13 protein-coding genes are annotated in these 13,307 nt (G+C 73.3%); 5 read left to right on the top strand and 8 right to left on the bottom strand.

Going from position 1 to position 13,307, the window contains the following annotated elements; all coding sequences use genetic code 11:
• Positions 1 to 87 precede the first annotated feature (87 nt).
• A complete protein-coding gene (locus ACFYXV_RS27455) occupies positions 88 to 1,533 on the top strand; it encodes a WGR domain-containing protein (RefSeq protein ID WP_385472759.1) in 1,446 nt (481 codons plus the stop codon).
• A gap of 49 nt (positions 1,534 to 1,582) precedes the next feature.
• On the opposite strand, the gene ACFYXV_RS27450 is transcribed toward ACFYXV_RS27455, so the two are convergent.
• On the bottom strand, positions 1,583 to 1,957 hold the full coding sequence (locus ACFYXV_RS27450) for a cupin domain-containing protein (protein ID WP_385472762.1): 375 nt from the start codon (positions 1,955 to 1,957) through the stop codon (positions 1,583 to 1,585).
• 152 nt (positions 1,958 to 2,109) lie between these two features.
• On the opposite strand from ACFYXV_RS27450, the gene ACFYXV_RS27445 reads away from it, so the two are divergent.
• Complete coding sequence (locus ACFYXV_RS27445) at positions 2,110 to 2,790, top strand: DUF2293 domain-containing protein (RefSeq protein WP_389384289.1); 681 nt, start codon at positions 2,110 to 2,112, stop codon at positions 2,788 to 2,790.
• On the opposite strand, the gene ACFYXV_RS27440 is transcribed toward ACFYXV_RS27445, so the two are convergent.
• Complete coding sequence (locus ACFYXV_RS27440) at positions 2,791 to 3,459, bottom strand: chaplin (protein WP_389384288.1); 669 nt, start codon at positions 3,457 to 3,459, stop codon at positions 2,791 to 2,793.
• 162 nt (positions 3,460 to 3,621) lie between these two features.
• On the opposite strand from ACFYXV_RS27440, the gene ACFYXV_RS27435 reads away from it, so the two are divergent.
• Entirely contained in the window at positions 3,622 to 4,170 is a 549-nt protein-coding gene (locus ACFYXV_RS27435; RefSeq protein ID WP_385472770.1) for a hypothetical protein, read from the top strand.
• Here ACFYXV_RS27435 and ACFYXV_RS27430 read toward each other — a convergent pair.
• Both ACFYXV_RS27430 and ACFYXV_RS27425 read right to left on the bottom strand, forming a co-directional pair.
• Complete coding sequence (locus ACFYXV_RS27430; RefSeq protein WP_389384287.1) at positions 4,151 to 5,356, bottom strand: SWIM zinc finger family protein; 1,206 nt, start codon at positions 5,354 to 5,356, stop codon at positions 4,151 to 4,153. The genes ACFYXV_RS27435 and ACFYXV_RS27430 overlap by 20 nt on opposite strands.
• A gap of 19 nt (positions 5,357 to 5,375) precedes the next feature.
• Positions 5,376 to 8,276, bottom strand: coding sequence for an SNF2-related protein (locus tag ACFYXV_RS27425; protein ID WP_389384286.1), 2,901 nt, complete (start codon positions 8,274 to 8,276; stop codon positions 5,376 to 5,378).
• A gap of 263 nt (positions 8,277 to 8,539) precedes the next feature.
• Here ACFYXV_RS27425 and ACFYXV_RS27420 point away from each other — a divergent pair, with 263 nt between their 5' ends.
• Complete coding sequence (locus ACFYXV_RS27420; protein ID WP_385472776.1) at positions 8,540 to 9,097, top strand: hypothetical protein; 558 nt, start codon at positions 8,540 to 8,542, stop codon at positions 9,095 to 9,097.
• 31 nt (positions 9,098 to 9,128) lie between these two features.
• Positions 9,129 to 9,389, top strand: coding sequence for a DUF6343 family protein (locus tag ACFYXV_RS27415; protein ID WP_383347238.1), 261 nt, complete (start codon positions 9,129 to 9,131; stop codon positions 9,387 to 9,389).
• Positions 9,390 to 9,398: 9 nt separating this feature from the next.
• On the opposite strand, the gene ACFYXV_RS27410 is transcribed toward ACFYXV_RS27415, so the two are convergent.
• The 4 genes from ACFYXV_RS27410 to rpsA all read right to left on the bottom strand — a co-directional run bounded on the left by ACFYXV_RS27410 (position 9,399) and on the right by rpsA (position 13,217).
• Positions 9,399 to 9,812 (bottom strand): tetratricopeptide repeat protein, encoded by a 414-nt coding sequence (locus ACFYXV_RS27410; protein WP_383347241.1) that lies wholly within the window; start codon positions 9,810 to 9,812, stop codon positions 9,399 to 9,401.
• A gap of 66 nt (positions 9,813 to 9,878) precedes the next feature.
• The gene (coaE, locus tag ACFYXV_RS27405) at positions 9,879 to 10,541 is read right to left on the bottom strand and encodes a dephospho-CoA kinase (RefSeq protein WP_389384285.1); all 663 of its coding nucleotides are present in this window, start codon (positions 10,539 to 10,541) and stop codon (positions 9,879 to 9,881) included.
• Positions 10,542 to 10,610: 69 nt separating this feature from the next.
• Positions 10,611 to 11,549 carry a PAC2 family protein gene (locus tag ACFYXV_RS27400; RefSeq protein WP_383347247.1) on the bottom strand — a complete coding sequence of 313 codons (939 nt, stop codon included), beginning with the start codon at positions 11,547 to 11,549 and terminating at the stop codon, positions 10,611 to 10,613.
• A 159-nt stretch (positions 11,550 to 11,708) separates the two neighbouring features.
• Positions 11,709 to 13,217 (bottom strand): 30S ribosomal protein S1, encoded by a 1,509-nt coding sequence (gene rpsA / locus ACFYXV_RS27395; RefSeq protein ID WP_383347250.1) that lies wholly within the window; start codon positions 13,215 to 13,217, stop codon positions 11,709 to 11,711.
• Positions 13,218 to 13,307: the final 90 nt, after the last annotated feature.

Genomic DNA, 13,307 nt, shown 5'->3' with positions numbered 1-13,307 from the left:
CCATTGTCAGCGGTGGGCCCTAATGTTTTTCACGAGGGATCACCGGCGGGAAAGAGCCGTTGGCCCGGCCTTGGGGAGGGGTCTGTCATGGCTCGCGAGACGACGTATCTGGAGCTGTCGCAGGACGGCGGCGGTGCCCACAAGTTCTACGAGGTGACCGTGGACGGCACGGCCGTCTCGGTGCGGTACGGGCGCATCGGAGCGGACGGCCAGTCGCAGAGTTCCTCGTTCCCGACCGCCGAGAAGGCCCGGGCGGCCGCCGCCAAGAAGATCGGCGAGAAGGTCCGCAAGGGGTACGCGCCGGCCGTGGCCGGGGCGCGCGCGGCCCGGGCGGTGTCCCGCCGCCAGGTCACCTCGGCACCGTCGACGGCGCGCGCGGTGGCCCCCGTGCTGTGGCGGTTCCGTACGGGCTCCTCGGCGTTCGGGATCCATGTGGACGAGGACCGCTGCTGGGTGGGGAACCAGGCGGGGGACGTCTACACGCTGAGCCACGGGGGCGAGGTACTGGCCCGGTACTCGCTGCCGGACGGGGTGAAATGCCTGGTGGCGGACGAGTTCTGGATATACGCGGGCTGTGACGACGGCACGGTGTACGACCTGTCGTCGAAGGTTCCGTTCGCGGCCTACGACATCGCGGCGGACGTGGACATCTTCTGGCTCGACATCCACGAGGGCGTGCTGAGCGTGTCCGACCGCAGCGGCGGGCTGACGGTCATCGACCACGAGGACGAGTTCCAGTGGTCGCGGCGGTCGTCGGGCGCCAACGCCTGGATGGTCCGGGCGGACGAGCGGGCGGTCTACCACGGGCACAACAAGGGCGTGACGGCGTACGCGGCCGACGGTGGAGCGCAGTTGTGGCACCGGCCCACCGACGGCAACGTGCTCTTCGGCTGGCAGGAGGACGACGCGGTCTACGCGGCCACCGGGCGCCACACCGTGCAGCGGCTCGCGAAGTCGACGGGCGCCGCGGAGGCCTCGTACCGGTGCGACGCCGCCGTGTACGCGTGCGCGACCTCGCCGGACGGCCGGCACGTGTTCGCCGCCGACTACGCCTCGTCGGTCTACTGCTTCGACGCCGACGGGCAGCGGCTGTGGAAGCTGGGCACCGGTGGCGGTTCGGCCCTGTCGATGCAGTATCTGAACGAGCGGCTGTACCTGGTCACCACGGACGGGTCCCTGATCTGCATGGACGCCAGCGAGGCGGCGATCCTGGCCGCCCAGCGGGGTTCGGTGCCGACGGCCGTGGACGTGAAGTCGGCGGCTGCGCTGCCGGTGTTCACCCCGGCGGCCTCCGCCGCGGCGGTGGCGACCGTCTCGGTGGCGGCGGCCCCGGCCGGCGGTGTGGTGGTGGAGTGCGTGCAGCAGGGCGGCCGGATGCGGGTGCAGGTGGTGTCGGGCGGCTTCGAGCCCTCGTGGAACGTGCAGTTCCCGCGCGGGATCCGGGAGCCGGGGGCCCGGTACGTGGTGGACGGGCTGCATGCGGCCTCGGGCGGGTTCTACCGGGTGCGCGGGGAGATACGCCGCCTGGTCTGAGCGGGGTGCCGGGCGAGGCGACCGAGGGGGGCGCGTCCGGCGGGCCGGGTCAGGGAAGGGTCCCCGGGCACGCGCAGGGTGCGGCGCCGGGCGGGGCGTCCGCGGGTATGGAGAAGGCCTCGTCCTCGGCGAGCGTGCAGGTCACGTACAGCACGACCGGTACGGTGCCGAGGTTGCGGCCGAGGTGCAGGTGCTCGACGCCGGCCGGTTCGACGAAGCTGGTGCCGGGGCGGTGCACGACGGTGGAGTTGTCGTGCAGGATCCGCGTCAGCGTCCCGGACTTGACGAGTGCGATCAGCGGGACGCGGTGGAAGTGCCAGCCGGTGCAGTCGCCGGGCTCGATGACGATCTCCCGGCCGGCCAGGCCCTCCGCTCCGCCGTCCACGGTTCTCGTGAGCCGCGCCGTCGGCTGCCATCCGCCCATGTGTGCACCCCTCCCCCATGGGCATCACGGCTCTACCGCAGCCCCAACGGCTCACGGTAGAGGGGCATCCGGCCATCCGGGAAAGTCGGCGAAACCACAACCGCCATTTTCGGCAAGGTGATAAGCAGACCGGACAGCGGTATCACATCGTCATGAGCCTCGTGGTCTTCGAGTCGCCGAAGCCGATCCACTGCGCGGAATGCCGGACGGGCCCGCTCCGTCATCTCGTCCGTGAGGTCGGCGTGCCCCGCTGCCTGGACTGCGCCGACCTCGGGCACCTCGTCTACCTGCCGCGCGGGGACGCCGCCCTCACCCGGCGGGCCCGCGAGGCGAGTTCGCTCTCGGCCGTCGTCGTCCGCTTCAACAAACGGCGGCGCCGCTACGAGCGCCTGGGGCTCCTGGTCGAGGACCCCGCCCTGGCCCTCGCGGAGCGCGCCTGCCTCGCCGACGCCGAGGCGCGGGCCCGCCGCCGGGAGCGCGACCGGCGGCGCCGCGCGGTCGAGGACACCCGGTTCACGGCGGCCTTCGCGGCCGAGATCGTGCGGTTGTTCCCGGGGTGCCCGGCCGATCGGGCGGTCGCGATGGCCACCCATGCCTCGCTGCGCGGCAGCGGCCGGGTGGGCCGTACGGCGGCGGGCCGGGCTCTGACCGAGCAGGCGGTGTCGGTGGCGGTCCGGGCAGCGGTTCGGCACACCGACACCGAATACGACGCCCTGCTCATGGCGGGCGTCCCGCGGTTCGCGGCCCGTGCCCGGCTGGCACCCCGGATCGACGCGATCCTTGACGCCTGGCGCCGGCTCCCGCCCGTCCCGGGCGCCGAGCCTCAGGCCTGACTACCGGAGGCGGAAGCGGCGGCGGAGCAGCACCCCGCCCAGCAGCAGTGCGCCGCCGCCCGGCAGCAGGTAGCCGGCGCCGTCGGCCCCGGTGTGGGCGAGCGCCGGACCGTGCTGCGGCGGCGCGGGCGCGGTGACGGGCGGTGCGGTGACGGGCGTCTCGACGACGGGCGTCGGCGTCGGCTGCGGCGGCTTGCCGCCGCTGGGCCCTTCCCCGTTGACGGAGGTGTTGCCTGTGGAGCCGTTGCCGATCCCGACGACATTCACCGAGTTGCCGCTGATGTTGAGCGGGACATCGACCGGAAGCTGGATCCCGTTGCCGGACAGCAGCCCCGGCGAATCCTTTCCTCCTCCCTCGGCACGGGCTCCCCCGCTCGTGTGGGCCCCGCCGCCGGCACCGGCCCGTGGCTTCGACGGATGCGAGGACACCGATCCTGCGTGCCCGTCGCCGCCACCGCCCTGGTTGGCACAGCGGTTGCCCGCGGCCGAGTTGAGCAGCCCGACCACGCTCACGGTGTTCCCGCACACGTTCACCGGGGTGTGCACCGGCAGTTGCACCAGATTCCCCGACAGCAGCCCCGGCGAGCCCTCGGTCTTCCCGCCCGCGTCCGCATCGGCGTAGGCGAATCCGCCGACACCCGCGACCGCCAGTCCACCTCCCGCAACCACGGCCGCGATCAAGCCATTCCGACGACTGTGACGCATGAGTTCCCTGCCTTCCGGAGGAGTTCACGGGTGCTGCACCCGTACCGGAAACAACGCGGTAAACCCGTTCGGGTTATAGAGCGGGTAGGCATTTCACCCCATCGTGTACTGGGTAATGCCTACTTCATGACTGGACGCCCGCTCCTGCTCCTCGACGTGGATGGCCCGCTGAACCCGTTCCGGTCCCGCATCGCGGGGCTGCGCGGATACACGACGCACCGGATGCACCCGGCGGACTGGATGTCCCGCCGGGACCCCGGATCGCGCGGCGCGCGGCGCGGACTTCGGGTCCGCCTGCACCCCGCGCACGGCGCCCGCCTGCTGGCCCTGCCGTTCGAACTCACGTGGGCCACCGCCTGGATGCACCAGGCCAACACGATGATCGCCCCGCACATCGGACTGCCCGGCGATCTTCCCGTCATCGAATGGCCGGAACTGTTCGCCGATGACCCCGACGGTCTCTTCTGGAAGACCCGCCCGCTCATCGAGTGGGCCGCGGGCCGTCCCTTCGCCTGGGTCGACGACATGATCACCGCGCAGGACCGCGCCTGGATCGCGGCCCACCACCCGGCTCCGGCCCTTCTCCTCACCATCCACGCCCGCCACGGCCTGCGCGAGCGCGACTTCGCCACGTTGACGCGCTGGGCGGCGGAGGTCAGCGGCGCAGGGCGGTGAGGGGGTCGGCCGCCGGGGTGCCCGTGGGCCACCAGTCCTCGGTGCCCGGGCGGGACTCGTAGGCGTACCAGAGGCCGTCGCGGCCCAGGCGGAGCTGGCGGGTGTGCGCGGTCAGACGGTTGCGCTCGGGGCGGAAGGCGCCCTGGGAGGCGGCAATGAGGGCCGGACGCGCCCGGTCGAAGGGGCCGGCCGGAGGGTCCCAGGGCTCTTCGAGCGCGGCCAGCGCGGGCCGCCCGCCCTGGCGCCAGGCCGCCGCGGCGCGGGCCAGGTCGGTCGTGGTGCGGCCGGTGGCGCGGGCCAGGTCCCGGTAGAGAGTACGGGCCGCGCCGGTCAGGCCGGCCGTGTGGTGCGCGGAGGCCAGGCGGACGGCGTCCTGCCAGAGCGTGAGACCGGCGATCGGGTCCTCGGCCGTGGTGAGGAGCGCGAAGGCGCGGGCGGCGGCGTCCGCGGCGAGCTGGTCCAGCGCCAGCGGATCGGGGGCCGCCGGGTCGGCCGGGTACGCGGGCGGCAGGCCCACGGCGGCGGGCGCGGGCAGCGGGGCCGGCAGCGGCGCCAGGACCGTACGGGCCAGCGCGGCGCGGGCCGGGACCCCGGGGAAGTCCGGCGCGGTGTCCGGCTGTTCGCGGGCGGCGTGGGCGGCATTGCGGCGGGTCAGCTCGTCCAGGAGCTCCCGCTCGCCCCGGCCGCGCAGGAGCAGCAGGACGAACGGGTCCTCGTCGAGGAGGCGGGCAGCCCGGTAACAGAGGGCCGCGGCGTGCTTGCACGGCGGTCGGGCGGTGTCCGGACAGGAGCAGCGCGCGACGAGCTCACGCGCACCGGGCAGGACCGACCCTGCCAGGGACTGCGGAACCTCGCGCTCCAGCAGACCGGCGAGAGCCGTGGGATCCGCGGCGACCTCCTCCAGGAGTTCGCTCCACTCGGTGTCCGTGAAGGGGCTCAGGGCCAGTTCGGTGCGGTACGGGCGGACACGGCTGCCCCGCACGTACGCCACGATCCGGCCGGGGGTGACCGTGACGGCGTCGACATGGCCCTCGACCGCGTACGCACGGCCCCGGGCCAGTCGCGCCGGGTCGCCGGACGCCCCTTCGAGCGCGGAGACCCAGGCCCGGCCCCACCAGCTGACGGCCTCCACCCCGGCCGGCACCGTCTCGAAGGTGCGGCGGCGGTCGTCCCTCGCGGTGATCATGCGGACCTCCACGCCGTGGTCATGCGGGCCTCCGCAGGGAGACGAGGTCGGCCAGCTCTCGGTCGGTCAGCTCCGTCAGCGCCGACTCCCCCGAGCCGAGCACGGCGTCGGCCAGCGCCCGCTTCGCCTCCAGCATCTCGGCGATCCGGTCCTCCACTGTGCCCTCGGCGATGATCCGGTGGACCTGGACGGGCTGCGTCTGGCCGATCCGGTACGCGCGGTCGGTGGCCTGCTCCTCCACCGCCGGGTTCCACCAGCGGTCGAAGTGGATGACATGGCCGGCCCGCGTGAGGTTCAGGCCGGTGCCCGCCGCCTTCAACGAGAGCAGAAAGACCGGGACTTCGCCGGACTGGAAGCGGTCCACGAGCTCCTCGCGGCGCGCCACCGGCGTCCCGCCGTGCAGGAGCTGGTGGGAGATCCCCCGGGCCGCCAGGTGGCGCTCGATGATCCGGGCCATCGTCACGTACTGGGTGAAGACCAGCACCGCGCCGTCCTCCGCGAGGATCGTGTCCAGCAGCTCGTCCAGCAGGGCCAGCTTGCCGGAGCGGTGCGGGATCCGGGGCTGCTCCTCCTTCAGATACTGCGCGGGGTGGTTGCAGATCTGTTTGAGCGAGGCCAGCAGCTTCATGATCATGCCGCGCCGCTCGATGCCCTCGCTCGCCTCGATCACGGCCATCGCCTCGTCCACCGCGGCCTGGTAGAGGGAGGCCTGCTCGCGCGTGAGGGAGACCGGATGATCGGTCTCCGTCTTCGGCGGGAGCTCGGGGGCGATCCCCGGGTCGGACTTCTTGCGCCGCAGCAGGAACGGCCGTACGAGCGCGGCCAGCCGGGCCACCGCCGCCTCGTTGCCCCCGTCCTCCTCCTGCTGGTGCTCGACCGGGCGGGCGTGCCGCGCCCGGAAGGCCGTCAGCGGGCCCAGCAGCCCGGGCGTGGTCCAGTCGAGCAGCGCCCAGAGCTCGGAGAGGTTGTTCTCCACCGGGGTTCCGGTCAGCGCCACCCGAGCCGGCGCCGGGATCGTGCGCAGCGCCTTCGCGGTCGCCGAATGCGGGTTCTTCACGTGCTGCGCCTCGTCGGCGACGACCATGCCCCAGGGCTGCTCGGCCAGCCGGGCCGCGCTCGCGCGCATCGTCCCGTACGTGGTGAGGACGAACCCGCCCGCCAGCCCGTCCAGGCTGCGGCTGCCCCCGTGGAAGCGGCGCACGGCGACGCCGGGCGCGAACTTCTCGATCTCCCGCTGCCAGTTGCCCAGCAGCGAGGCCGGGCAGACCACGAGCGTCGGCTCGGGGCGGTCCCGGTGCAGGTGCAGGGCGATCAGCGTGACCGTCTTGCCCAGGCCCATGTCGTCGGCGAGGCAGCCGCCGAGGCCGAGCGAGGTCATCAGGTCCAGCCAGGCCAGGCCGCGGGCCTGGTAGTCGCGCAGGGTCGCCTTCAACGCGACGGGCTGGGGCAGCGGGGCCAGCTCGCCGGTCAGCCGCTCCCGCAGGGCGGCCAGCGCGCCCACCGGAACCGCCTCCACCGGCTCCCCGTCCACCTCCGCCGTCCCCGTCAGTACGGTGGCCAGCGCGTCCACCGGGTCCAGCAGGCCCAGCTCCCGCTTGCGCGCCTTGCGCACCAGCTCGGGGTCGACCCGCACCCACTGGTCCCGCAGCCGCACCACCGGCCGGTGCGCCTGGGCCAGCGCGTCCATCTCCCCCGGGGTGAGCCGGTCGCCGCCCAGCGCGAGCTCCCAGGAGAACGCGAAGAGGTGGCCCGCGTCGAAGAAGGCGGTGCCGTCGGTGGCGGAGCCGGGCGCGGTGGACCGTACGACCGCGGTCGCGGACAGCGTACGGGCCAGCTCGCGCGGCCAGTGGACCAGGACTCCGGCGGCCGACAGCCGGCCCGCGGCCCTGCCGAGGAGGTCTTCGAGCTCCGGATCCGAGAGGGCGAGGACATCGGGGACCGGCTGGTCCAGCAGCCGCAGCAGCGGCGGCCAGACCCGCGCGGCCCGGCGCAGCGCCAGTACGGCGTCGATCCGGGCGCGCGGGCCGAACCCGGCTCCGGCCGCGCCGGCCCACAGCAGCCCGGCGTCGGTGACGAGGGTGGGGTCGGCGAGGCTGTGCACCTGGACCACGGCGGCGCCCGCCCGGCGGATGTCCGCGTCCCGGAGGCCCTCCCCGTCCGGGGTGTCGTCCGCGCCCTCGGTGCCGTCCGGCCGGTCGAAGAGGCTGAACGAGGACAGGTCGAGCCGCAGCGAGATCCCGACGCCGGCATCGGCGCCGGCCGCGACCTGCGCGGCCCACTCCTGTATCCCCGGCACCCGCTGGGGCTCCTGCGCGGCGAAGGGCCGCCCCGCGGCCAGCGGCGCCGCCGGGGTGCGGGGCAGGCTGTCGGCGACGGCGTCGAGGAACGCCCGGACCAGGGCCTCCGGTTCGGGCAGCTGGAGGGGGCGGCGGCCGGCCAGGGGCGTCGCGTACCCCTCGTACGGGAGGGCGGCGGCCACCGCGCGGAGGTGGCCGACGTCCTCGGCGTCGAGCGGGCCGGCCCGCCAGGCGTCGATCCCGTCGGCGGTGACGCCGGGGAGGAGCCGCCCGCGGGCGGCGAGCGCGAGGGCGTGCAGGGCGGCGGTGCCCCAGGCGCGGGTGGCGGGGTGCGCGGCGGGGCTGCGGGGGGCGCGCGCGAGGAGCGGCAGGGCGTCGGCGACGGAGAGGGTGAGGGAGGGGACGGTACGGGTGCGGATCCCCTGGCCGTGGGGGCGCACGACGGTGAGCGGGGCCGGGGTCCCGGCGCCGTCCTCCGGGAGGGCGTCCCCGCCGGGCGCCCAGAAGGCGAAGCGGGCCTCACGGGGGACGGCGGCGGGGAGGAAGACGGCGGGGTGGCGGAGGAGCGCGGTCGCGGGAGCGGGGGGCTGCGCGCGCAGGTGCGTGTGCGGGTGCGGTGTCACGGTGGCGTCTCCTCTCCCTCTCGGCGTGGTCGGATCAGACGGGTCCGGTCTGCCGTCGAGTCTAGATGTGCGCACTGACAACGCGGCTGAGCTGGGCAGACATCGGATCCAGGCCCGCCGTGCGGGGCCCGCTCCCCGCGCCTCGAACGCCGACGGGGCCGCATCGACCGGGCCGTGTCCGACCCCCGCGAGGCGTTTTGGGGCGGGCCGGGGTGGGGACGGCTCAAGCACCGCATCAGCTGCCACATGGGGAGAAACCAGCCATGCTCCAAGGCCTCGCCGCCGCCATCGCGCTCGCGCTCGCCGCCCCCGGATTCCTCGGCGCCGCCGATCTGCCGCCGCATCCCGGCTCGACCTGGCATGCCGGGAAGGTCACCAAGGGGCTCCCCGAGACGGCGCCGTTCTGCCTGGACGGGGTGCTTCCGGCCGCCGGGAGCTGGCACCGGCAGTTCGGGACTGACCTCGACACCGGCGCCGTGCAGGTCTCCGTACGGTCCTCCTCCGACGCGGCGGCCGCCCGGCTGGCCCGGAGCCTGGAGCGGGCGGTCGCCGGCTGCGCCGCCCGTTGGCTGCGGGAGCACCCGGACGGAACGGCCGGCTCCAAGGACTACGGGACCCTCCCCGTCGAGGAGGGCGCCCACGTCTACGGCGTGCACACCTCGATCCCCGAATCCGAGCCCGGCGTGCACCTCTTCGGCATCGGACGCGACGGTTCCACGGTGACCGTCGTCCAGTGGGGCCGGATGGGCGACCTGAGCGACGCTCCCGTCGCCGCCTTCAAGCGGACGACCACCACCGCCGTGAACCGCCTCGCCCCGTGAGTGGTGGGACCATGGAACCGAGGCGATGGTCATGCGTTCCGGAAACGAGCCGGTCACGGCCCGCAGCCCGCTGCGGCTGCGGTTCTGGCTGAGTCTGTGGGGGCTCGTCTGGGCCGCCGCCGGGACGGCCGCGTTCTCGCTGGTCGGCCGTCCCGGGTGGGCGGCCGCCTGCGGGGTCGTCGCGGTGCTCGCGCTCGTCGACCTGGCCGTGGTCCTCCACCACATCCACCAGGGCCCGCACTACCAGCCGGGCCCGGACGTCCCCCCGTACGAGCCTCCGCACCGGCGGTGACCCACCCCGCTAGGGGGTGTCGTCGAAGCGGGCCGCCGCCAGATAGTCGGGCTGCGGGTCCAGGGCCGCCGCCAGCCGGAAGTGCTTGCGCGCCTGTTCGGGGCGGCCGGAGCGCTCGTGGGTGCGTGCCAGCGCGAAGTGCGCGAAGGCGTTGTCCGGCTCCCGCTCCAGCACCAGTTCGAACTCCAGCGCCGCCGGACGCAGTTGGGCTGCGGCGAAGAAGGCGCGGGCCCGCAGCAGCCGGGCCGCCGTGTTCTCCGGGTGCGCGGCGATGACCGAGTCGAGCAGCTTCACGGCGCCCCGCGGGTCCCGTGCGGCCAGCAGCTGCTCGGCGGCCCGGTAGTCGATGACGTGGGTCTCGGGGGACGAGCCTGACGGCGAAGGCGGCTGCGCCGGTATGGGCGGCGGCGTGGTGTCGGACACGGTCTGATCCTTCCCTCTGCGGGCCCGTTCAACGCCCCCCGCCCCGCCTGCTATTCCATGTGCACGTCAGGCACCGGCGGCACCGCCTGTACCCGCACCACCGGCTGTACCCGCACCACCGGCGGCCCCGGCCGCCGCTTCCCGTTCCTTGAGCTCCGCCCACACCTTGCGCACCTGCGGTTCCAGTGACTCCAGCGGCCCGTCGTTGTCGATCACGAGCGTGGCCACCGCCAGCCTCTGCTCCCGCGTCGCCTGCGCGGCCATCCTGGCCCGCGCCTCCTCCTCGGCCATCCCGCGCAGCCCGGTCAGCCGGGCCAGCTGGGTCTCCGGGGCGGCGTCCACCACGACCACCAGGTCGTACAGCGGCGCCAGGCCGTTCTCCGCGAGCAGCGGTACGTCGTGCACCACGATCGCGCCGGCCCCTGCGGCGGCCTCCAGCTCGGCCGACCGGGCCCCGACCAGCGGGTGCACGATCGCGTTGAGGGTCCGCAGCTTCGCCGGGTCGGCGAACACGATCGAGCCCAGCTTCGGCCGGTCCAGCCGCCCCTCGGCGGTCAGCACGGACTCCCCGAAGGCCGCCACGACGGCCGCCAGTCCCGGCGTACCGGGCTCGACCACCTCCCGCGCGATGCGGTCGGCGTCCACGACGACCGCCCCGTACCCCGCCAGCAGCCGCGAGACCTCGCTCTTGCCGGCACCGATTCCGCCTGTCAGGCCCACCTTCAGCATGCCCAGCAGACTAGACCCCGCGCCCCGGCCCCCGTACAGCCCCCCGCCCCGGCCGACCGGGACGCGCTCTCAGCCCTCGCCCTCGCGCTCCGCCAGGAAGCGCTCGAACTCGCGGCCGATCTCTTCCGCCGAAGGGATCTCCTGCGGCTCCGCGATCATGTTGCCCCGCGTCTCGGCGCCGGCCGCCGCGTCGTACTGGTGCTCCAGCCCCTGGACCAGGGCGACCAGCTCCTCGTCGCCCTCGCGGATCTGCCGGTCGATCTCCGTCTGCGTACGGTGCGCCTCGGTGCGCAGCGCGTGCGCCACCGCCGGCAGGACCAGCCCGGTCGCCGCCGTGATCGCCTCCAGCACGGTCAGCGCGGCGTCCGGGTACGCGGAGCGCGCCACGTAGTGCGGTACGTGCGCGGCGACGCCCAGCACGTCGTGCCCGGCCTGCCCGAGGCGGAACTCCACGAGCGATTCCGCGCTGCCCGGCACCTGGGCCTCGTCGAACGGGCTGCGGTGGCCCGGCATCAGGTCGGTCCGGTTGCCGTGGGGGGTGATCCCGACGGGGCGGGTGTGCGGGACGCCCATGGGGATGCCGTGGAAGTTGACCGAGAGCCGGACGCCGAGGCGCTCGACGATCTGCCGGACGGCGACGGCGAAGCGCTCCCACTCCACGTCCGGCTCGGGGCCGGAGAGCAGCAGGAACGGGGCGCCCGTGGCGTCCTGGACGAGGCGCACCTCAAGGCGCGGCTCCTCGAACTCGGTCCAGTGGTCGCGCTGGAACGTCAGCAGCGGGCGCCGGGCGCGGTAGTCGATCAGGCGGTCCGCGTCGAACCGGGCCACGACCTGGTGGGGCAGCGTGTCGAGCAGCCGCTCGACGATCTGCTCCCCGGCCTCGCCGGCGTCGATGTACCCCTCGAAGTGGTAGAGCATGACCAGCCCGGCCGAGTCCTGGGCGAGCGCCAGATCAGCCACTGCCAGGCCCTTGGCATCCCATTCGTACAAACCCTGTGGATCAAGCACCGTCACCACTCCTCCTCGCTGCCTTCTGTGCGCACAACGTCCAAGGCAGCGGCTCCATTCCCCAGTTGGCCCCATTCACAGGAACGCAACAAGGCCCGCCCCCTGGGGGGACGGGCCTTGCCTTCAGCTCAGCTCACACCGGAGTGCGATGCGCTGCGATCAGCTCTGGCCGCCGGCCAGCTTCTCGCGCAGCGCGGCCAGGGCCTCGTCGGAGGCCAGGGCGCCCGAGGTCTCGTCCGACTCCGAGGAGTAGGAACCACCCGAGATGCCCGCACCGGCGTTGCCACCGGCGGCCGGGGCGGCAGCGCCCTCGGCAGCGGCGGCCTCGTCGGCCTCGCGGCTCTTGATGACCTGGGCCTGGTGCTGCTCGAAGCGGACCTGCGCCTCGGCGTACTGGCGCTCCCACGTCTCGCGCTGGGTGTCGAAGCCCTCGAGCCAGTCGTTGGTCTCGGGGTCGAAGCCCTCGGGGTAGATGTAGTTCCCCTGGTCGTCGTAAGACGCGGCCATGCCGTACAGGGTCGGGTCGAACTCGACCGACGCCGGGTCGGCACCGAAGGACTCGTTGGCCTGCTTCAGCGACAGCGAGATCCGGCGACGCTCAAGGTCGATGTCGATGACCTTGACGAAGATCTCGTCGTTGACCTGGACGACCTGCTCCGGGATCTCCACGTGGCGCTCGGCCAGCTCGGAGATGTGGACCAGGCCCTCGATGCCCTCGTCCACGCGGACGAACGCACCGAACGGAACCAGCTTGGTGACCTTGCCCGGGACGACCTGACCGATCTGGTGCGTACGGGCGAACTGCTGCCACGGGTCCTCCTGCGTCGCCTTCAGCGACAGGGAGACACGCTCGCGGTCCATGTCCACGTCGAGGACCTCGACGGTGACTTCCTGGCCGACCTCGACAACCTCGGACGGGTGGTCGATGTGCTTCCAGGACAGCTCGGAGACGTGGACGAGACCGTCGACGCCGCCCAGGTCCACGAAGGCACCGAAGTTGACGATCGAGGAAACGACGCCGGAGCGGACCTGACCCTTCTGCAGGGTGGTGAGGAACGTCTGGCGGACCTCGGACTGGGTCTGCTCCAGCCAGGCACGGCGGGACAGGACCACGTTGTTGCGGTTCTTGTCCAGCTCGATGATCTTCGCCTCAAGCTCCTTGCCCACGTAGGGCTGGAGGTCGCGGACGCGGCGCATCTCGACGAGGGAGGCCGGCAGGAAGCCACGGAGGCCGATGTCGAGGATGAGACCACCCTTGACGACCTCGATGACGGTACCGGTGACGATGCCGTCTTCTTCCTTGATCTTCTCGATCGTGCCCCAGGCGCGCTCGTACTGGGCGCGCTTCTTGGACAGGATCAGGCGGCCTTCCTTGTCCTCCTTCTGGAGAACCAGGGCCTCGATCTCGTCGCCGACCTTGACGACCTCGTTCGGGTCGACGTCGTGCTTGATCGAGAGCTCACGGCTCGGGATCACGCCTTCGGTCTTGTAACCGATGTCGAGCAGGACCTCGTCCCGGTCGACCTTCACGATGACGCCGTCGACGATGTCGCCGTCGTTGAAGTACTTGATCGTCTCGTCGATCGCGGCGAGGAAGGCTTCCTCGTTACCGATGTCGTTGACCGCTACCTGCGGGGTGGTAGAGGTGGTCTCGGTGCTGCTCGTCATGTGGGAAAGGGCTCCGGTTACGGACAGAAAGTCGTAGGTACTGCTACGCCGGGAGCCCTTATCGGCATCTGCCGAAGAAGCCGGACAGCC

This window comes from Streptomyces sp. NPDC002181 (assembly GCF_042890485.1).
Taxonomy (GTDB): domain Bacteria; phylum Actinomycetota; class Actinomycetes; order Streptomycetales; family Streptomycetaceae; genus Streptomyces.
Note: the sequence above shows the minus strand (reverse complement) of the source record. Positions and strands in the feature narration are given on the sequence as shown.

Excerpts from the sequence above, each read along its gene's own strand:
- ACFYXV_RS27455 (WP_385472759.1), top strand. The coding sequence starts at position 88 with ATGGCTCGCGAGACGACGTATCTGGAGCTGTCGCAGGACGGCGGCGGT.
- ACFYXV_RS27450 (WP_385472762.1), bottom strand. The coding sequence starts at position 1,957 with ATGGGCGGATGGCAGCCGACGGCGCGGCTCACGAGAACCGTGGACGGC.
- ACFYXV_RS27445 (WP_389384289.1), top strand. The coding sequence starts at position 2,110 with ATGAGCCTCGTGGTCTTCGAGTCGCCGAAGCCGATCCACTGCGCGGAA.
- ACFYXV_RS27435 (WP_385472770.1), top strand. The coding sequence starts at position 3,622 with ATGACTGGACGCCCGCTCCTGCTCCTCGACGTGGATGGCCCGCTGAAC.
- ACFYXV_RS27430 (WP_389384287.1), bottom strand. The coding sequence starts at position 5,356 with ATGATCACCGCGAGGGACGACCGCCGCCGCACCTTCGAGACGGTGCCG.
- ACFYXV_RS27420 (WP_385472776.1), top strand. The coding sequence starts at position 8,540 with ATGCTCCAAGGCCTCGCCGCCGCCATCGCGCTCGCGCTCGCCGCCCCC.
- ACFYXV_RS27415 (WP_383347238.1), top strand. The coding sequence starts at position 9,129 with ATGCGTTCCGGAAACGAGCCGGTCACGGCCCGCAGCCCGCTGCGGCTG.
- coaE (WP_389384285.1), bottom strand. The coding sequence starts at position 10,541 with ATGCTGAAGGTGGGCCTGACAGGCGGAATCGGTGCCGGCAAGAGCGAG.
- rpsA (WP_383347250.1), bottom strand. The coding sequence starts at position 13,217 with ATGACGAGCAGCACCGAGACCACCTCTACCACCCCGCAGGTAGCGGTC.